Origin of the sequence: Luteibacter sp. (genome assembly GCF_051958795.1) — a bacterium.
Taxonomy (GTDB): Bacteria; Pseudomonadota; Gammaproteobacteria; order Xanthomonadales; family Rhodanobacteraceae; genus Luteibacter.
Genome location: NZ_JBQCFT010000082.1, coordinates 1 through 5,666 on the forward strand (window position 1 = coordinate 1; position 5,666 = coordinate 5,666).

Genomic DNA, 5,666 nt, shown 5'->3' on the forward strand with positions numbered 1-5,666 from the left:
GCGCCCGAGCGCCAGGCTTCGTTCTGGCGGCGCACTTCGGCAAGGGCCGCGGCGGCGGTCTGGGCCTTGATGTCATCCTGCGACGGCATGCGCAGGACGGCACCCGTCTTCAGCGCGTTCATGTTGTCGCGGTAGAACGCATCCGGGTTGGCCTTGTGCAGGGCGACCAGGACCTGGTTGATATCGGACCCACCGGCGTTGTCGCGCGCGATGGTGGAAAGGGTCTGCCCACGCTGGACCGGGCCGATGCTGCCGTTGGCAGCCTGCGCCGATGGTGCGGAGGGCGCAGCGGCACGCGGCTGGCTGGCTTCGGTGGTACGCGGCGTGCTCGACCGGGCCGGCACGCGCGAGGGCACGCTTTCCGTGCGGGACGGGCGCGCTGACGACGTTGCGGCGGCCGCGGGCGTGCCCGGCGGGTCGAGCAGCATGGTGACCTCGCGGACGACGGCGGGGCCCTTGCCGCTATCCACTTCCACCAGGAAATCGAGGTAGGTATCGCGGATCGGCGCGCCGCTGGTGACGTGGATCACCGGCTGGCCGGCAGCGTTCTTGCCGACCGTGAAACTGAGCTGCACCGGCATGCCTGACTTATTCAGGCCTGCGCGGGAGAAGGCTTCATCCGAAGCGAGGGTGACGTGGATATCGCTCGGGTTACCGGTGACCCCGGTGAGCGGGATATCCGCCGACAGCGGCTGGTCCATGGTGGAATGGACCTGGACGGCGCCGAGGCTCTGGGCCAGCACCTGGCTGCCCCCCATGGCAAGCGCCAGCATGATCGACAGCTTCAAAGTACGGTTCATCACGAGCATCCCCCGAACAATTCCATGCTGACGGCGCGCCTCTACGGGCGGTCGGCCGCGAAGGCGCCACTGTAGTGCACCCCAGCAACAACTAACAATAGCGGCTACGGGCATTTACGCGACAAGTTTGACTCGTTCGCGAGGCCCGTACACGCCCCCCTTACATGTTGGCCCTGTACCTAGGTTCAGGGATGCCGCTCGGCTTCCAGCTGCCGTTCGAGCTCCGCGATCTTGCGGTCACGCTCCTCCAGGGCATCCCGGGAGGCCTTCGAATTCGTTTCCAGCGTATCCACCCGCTTCTGCAGGTCCTTCACCTTCTTATCTTCGGCCTGGGCCTGCCCGCGCGAAGCATCGAGCTTCGCCCGGGCGGCCGTGGCCTGGCTGCTGGCCGGCGCCGGCTTCGCCGCCTGCCCCGCCGCGGCCGCGATAAGCGGCAGCGCGAGGAGCAGGCAGGCGATGGCGGCGCGGCCGGCCTTCATTACAGGTAATCCCGGACCAGGATTTCCGCGATCTGCACGGCGTTCAGCGCCGCGCCCTTGCGGATATTGTCGGAAACCACCCACAGGTCGAGGCCACGCTCGTGCGAGATGTCCTCGCGGATGCGGCCCACGTAGACCGGATCCTTGCCAGCGGCGTCGCTCACCGGGGTCGGATAACCGCCCGCCTTGCGCTCGTCGACGACGACCACGCCCTCCGCCTGCTCCAGCAGCTCGCGGGCACGCTCAGCCGTGATCTTGTCGCGGGTCTCGATGTGCACGGCCTCGGAGTGGCCGTAGAACACCGGCACGCGGACAGCGGTCGGGTTCACCTGGATCGATGGGTCTTCAAGGATCTTCCGGGTTTCCCAGACCATCTTCATTTCTTCCTTGGTGTAGCCATTGGCCTGGAAGTCGTCGATGTGCGGGATGACGTTGAACGCGATCTGCTTCGGGAACTTGGCCGACTCCACGTCCTGGAAGTTGAGCATCTGGGCGGTCTGCTTGCCCAGTTCCTCCAGGCCGCTGCGACCCGCGCCCGAAACCGACTGGTAGGTCGCCACGTTGATCCGCTCGATACCCACCTCGCGGTAGATCGGCGCCAGCGCCACCAGCATGCCCATGGTCGAGCAGTTCGGGTTGGCGATGATGCCGCGCACCGTGTAGTCGGCGATGGCGTGCGGGTTCACCTCGGAAACCACCAGGGGAATATCGTCCTGGTAGCGGAACTCGGAGGTGTTATCGATGACGACGGCGCCGGCCGCGGCGGCACGCGGCGCGTGCTCACGGCTGACCGAACCGCCGGCCGAGAAGAACGCGATGTCCACGCCTTCGAAGTCGAATTTGGCCAGGTCTTTGACGACACAAGGTTTTCCTGCGAAATCGACGGTGCCGCCCGCCGAGCGCTCGCTCGCCAGGGGGATCAGTTCGCTCACGGGAAAATCCCGCTCGGCCAGGATCGAAAGGAGGGTTTCACCGACTGCGCCGGTTGCACCCACCATGGCCACCTTGTAACTCGTCTTCTTGCTCATCTTCGCTCTTGTTGGCGTGGGTAGAGGGTCTAGCTGGCGTCAGCCAGCACGCCCGGGTTGAGGATCGTGGGCGGCCGACCGGCGCAGGGACCATGCCCAAACGCAGCCAGTACATTGTCCACAGCCAGCGAAGCCATGTCGCGACGTGTGTCGCGACTTGCGCTCGCGATGTGCGGACTCAGCACCACATTGTCCTGTTCGAGCAGGTCCGGGTGGACCTGCGGTTCGCCCTCGAACACATCGAGGGCGGCCGCGGCGATCTCGCCATCGGCCAGCGCCCGGGCCAGGGCTTCGTCATCGACGATGCCCCCACGGGCGATGTTGGTGAGGGTGGCCGTCGGCTTCATGGCCTTGAGTTCGGCGGCACCGATGCTGTGCCGGTTCGCCGGGGTAAACGGCAGCACCAGCACCAAGTGGTCGGCCTGCGCGAGCAAGGTGGCCTTGTCCACGTAGGTGGCGCCGCACTCCTTTTCGATCGCCGCGTCGAGCCGCGAGCGGTTGTGGTAGATCACCGGCGAGCGAAACCCGGAAGCGCGGCGGGCAATGGCCTGACCGATGCGGCCCATGCCGAGGATGCCGATGGTCTTGCCGTGGACATCGGCGCCGAGCCAGCCTTCGAAGCGCGAACCCTTCCACTGCCCTGCCCGCAACCAGCGCTCCGCTTCGCCTACCCGGCGCGCGGCCGCAAGCATCAGCGCCCACGCGTAATCGGCCACCGTCTCGTTCAGCACATCAGGCGTGTTCGAAGCGCCGACGCCGGCTTCGGTCAGCGCGGCGAGGTCCAGGTTGTTGTAGCCCACGCCCGTGTTGGCTACGAAGCGCAGCTTCGGGGTATGCCGGAGGATATCGGCATCGATCCGGTCGGCCAGGCCGATGATCGCGGCATCGGCGTCCTTAAGGTGGGCCACGAGTTCGACGGGCGTGTAAGCCCGCTCCTCGGCCTCCTGCGTGACCTCGAAATGCTCGCGCAGGCGGTCGACGATATCGGGGAAGAATGGCCTGGAGATCCAGACCCGGGGCTTGCTCATCGGTTACTCCTGCAAGGTGCCGGGGATCCGCGGCGGAACCGGCGCGACATCACCGCACTGGGCGCGGTGGCGCAGGGCCTGGTCCATCAGCACCAGCGCCAGCATGGCCTCGGCGATGGGCACGGCGCGGATGCCGACACAGGGATCATGCCGCCCCTTCGTGACCACTTCGGTAGCGTTGCCCGCGCGATCCACGCTGCGGCCCGGGACCAGGATGCTGGACGTCGGCTTGAACGCCATGGAAACGACGACGGGCTGGCCGGTGGCGATGCCACCGAGGATGCCGCCCGCGTGGTTGGAAAGAAAACCCTGCGCGGTCATCTCGTCGCGGTGCTGGGTGCCACGCTGGCCGACGGCGTCGAAGCCGTCGCCGATCTCCACGCCCTTCACGGCGTTGATCGACATCATGGCCGCGGCGATCTCACCATCGAGCTTGCCGTAGATCGGCTCGCCCCAACCGGCCGGAACGCCTTCGGCCACCACGGTCACCTTCGCGCCGACGGAATCGCCGGACTTGCGCAGGGCGTCCATGTAGGCCTCGAGTTCGGGGATCTGATCGGCGAACGGCCAGAAGAACGGGCTGGTCTCGATGGCTGAGGATTCGAAGCCGCGCGGGACGACCTCGCCGATCTGGCTGACGTGGCCCTGCACCGTGACGCCGTAACGCCCGGACAGCCACTTCTTGGCGATGACGCCGGCGGCCACGCGCATCGTGGTCTCGCGGGCCGACGAGCGGCCGCCACCGCGCGGGTCGCGGACGCCGTACTTCTGCCAGTAAGTGTAGTCGGCGTGGCCGGGGCGGAAGGTATCGAGGATGTTGCCGTAGTCCTTCGACCGGGCATCGGTATTGCGGATCAGCAGCGCGATCGGCGTGCCCGTGGTCACGCCTTCGTAGACACCGGAGAGGATCTCGATGTCATCCGCCTCGCGGCGCTGCGAGGTATGCCGGGAGCGGCCGGTCGCGCGGCGCTCCAGGTCGGTACGGAATTCGCTGGCCTCCAGCGGGAGCCCCGGGGGGCACCCATCGACCACGCACCCGATCGCCGGGCCGTGGCTTTCGCCGAAGGTGGTTACGGAGAGGAGCTTGCCGAACGTATTGGAGGACACGGTACTTCCGTCAGGTGTTTAGTTCCGCGCGGCACGCACGGCTGCGATGTCCGCGGCGTGGGCGACCAGGTCGCGGCGCTCGATGGCGAAGATGCCCATCTGGCCGACCTTGAACTCCAGCCACACGAACGGGACGCGCGGCAGGAGGTTGACCAGGGCGTGCTCGCTATCGCCCACCTCGACGATCAGCAGGCCATCTTCCGAGAGGTGGTCGGCGGCTTCGTCGAGCATGCGCAGGGTGAGGTCCAGTCCATCATCACCAGATGTCAGGCCAAGGACCGGTTCATGGCTGTATTCGGCCGGCATGGCCGCGTACTCGTCGTTGGTGACGTACGGCGGGTTGGAGACGATGAGGTCGTAGACCTCGTCCTTCACGCCGGAGAACAGGTCGGACTTGATCGCGCGGACGCGCTCTTCGACGTGCTGGTAGACGATGTTCTCGTTGGCCAGGCTGAGGGCGTCGTCGCTGATGTCGACGATGTCGACCTGCCAGTACGGGTTGTACTCGGCCATGGCGATGCCGATGCAGCCCGAACCGGTGCACAGGTCGAGCGCGCGCTCGACGTGGCGGTCTTCGAGCCAGGGCTGGAACCCGCCTTCGATGAGCTCGGCGATGGGCGAGCGCGGCACCAGGGCGCGGCGGTCGCTCTTGAACTTGAGGCCGGCGAACCAGGTCTCGCCGACGAGGTAGGCGACGGGGACGCGCTCGGTGATGCGCCGTTCGATCAGGGCAAGGATGGCCTCGCGCTCGGCGGCGACGAGCTTGCCGGCGCCGTAGGCGGGCGGCAGGTCGGGCGGCAGGTGGAGGGCGGCCAGGACCAGGTGGGTGGCCTCGTCGATCGGATTGTCATGGCTGTGGCCAAACGTGAGGCCGGCGGCCGAGAAGCGGCTGGCGCCGTAGCGGATGAAATCGATGATGGAGCTGAGTTCGCTGGTCACGGGCGGGGGCTTTCTTGGGGCTGACAGGGGAGTATAGCCGTCTACGTCCCGGCTCGCCTTGGCCCTCGCGCTATCGAATCGGTTCATTCGCTGGGCGCGAATGCGTGTGACCAGCGGCTTGCGCCGCCTCGCGCTCGGACGTCCCCGGAAAGAGGCCTTGGGGCCCTGAGGTGGTCTAATCTTTCTGGACACCCCACGGGGATTCACGGCCAGAACGAGGTGAACCATGGGACGCAAGGACATTACGCAGGCGCAGCGGGACGAGGCGGTACATCTGATCCTGGC

At 66.9% G+C, this 5,666-nt stretch carries 6 protein-coding genes; all 6 read right to left on the reverse strand.

What is annotated here, in order from left to right; all coding sequences use genetic code 11:
- The coding region (locus ACTHLF_RS04345) for a type IV pilus assembly protein FimV (RefSeq protein ID WP_440325182.1) at window positions 1-800 on the reverse strand (800 nt) is incomplete at its 3' end.
- 185 nt (window positions 801-985) lie between these two features.
- The gene (locus ACTHLF_RS04350) at window positions 986-1,279 is read right to left on the reverse strand and encodes a hypothetical protein (RefSeq protein ID WP_440325184.1); all 294 of its coding nucleotides are present in this window, start codon (window positions 1,277-1,279) and stop codon (window positions 986-988) included.
- Window positions 1,279-2,307, reverse strand: coding sequence for an aspartate-semialdehyde dehydrogenase (locus ACTHLF_RS04355; protein ID WP_440325186.1), 1,029 nt, complete (start codon window positions 2,305-2,307; stop codon window positions 1,279-1,281). The genes ACTHLF_RS04350 and ACTHLF_RS04355 overlap by 1 nt, the downstream gene beginning before the upstream one ends.
- Window positions 2,308-2,336: 29 nt before the next feature.
- Entirely contained in the window at window positions 2,337-3,335 is a 999-nt protein-coding gene (locus ACTHLF_RS04360) for a 2-hydroxyacid dehydrogenase (protein ID WP_440325187.1), read from the reverse strand.
- Window positions 3,336-3,338: 3 nt separating this feature from the next.
- On the reverse strand, window positions 3,339-4,442 hold the full coding sequence (aroC, locus tag ACTHLF_RS04365; RefSeq protein ID WP_440325189.1) for a chorismate synthase: 1,104 nt from the start codon (window positions 4,440-4,442) through the stop codon (window positions 3,339-3,341).
- Between the two features lie 18 nt (window positions 4,443-4,460).
- The gene (gene prmB / locus ACTHLF_RS04370; RefSeq protein ID WP_440325191.1) at window positions 4,461-5,381 is read right to left on the reverse strand and encodes a 50S ribosomal protein L3 N(5)-glutamine methyltransferase; all 921 of its coding nucleotides are present in this window, start codon (window positions 5,379-5,381) and stop codon (window positions 4,461-4,463) included.
- Window positions 5,382-5,666 lie beyond the last annotated feature (285 nt).

Coding starts and splice junctions, on each gene's coding strand:
- ACTHLF_RS04350 (WP_440325184.1), bottom strand. CDS start 1,279: ATGAAGGCCGGCCGCGCCGCCATCGCCTGCCTGCTCCTCGCGCTGCCG.
- ACTHLF_RS04355 (WP_440325186.1), bottom strand. CDS start 2,307: ATGAGCAAGAAGACGAGTTACAAGGTGGCCATGGTGGGTGCAACCGGC.
- ACTHLF_RS04360 (WP_440325187.1), bottom strand. CDS start 3,335: ATGAGCAAGCCCCGGGTCTGGATCTCCAGGCCATTCTTCCCCGATATC.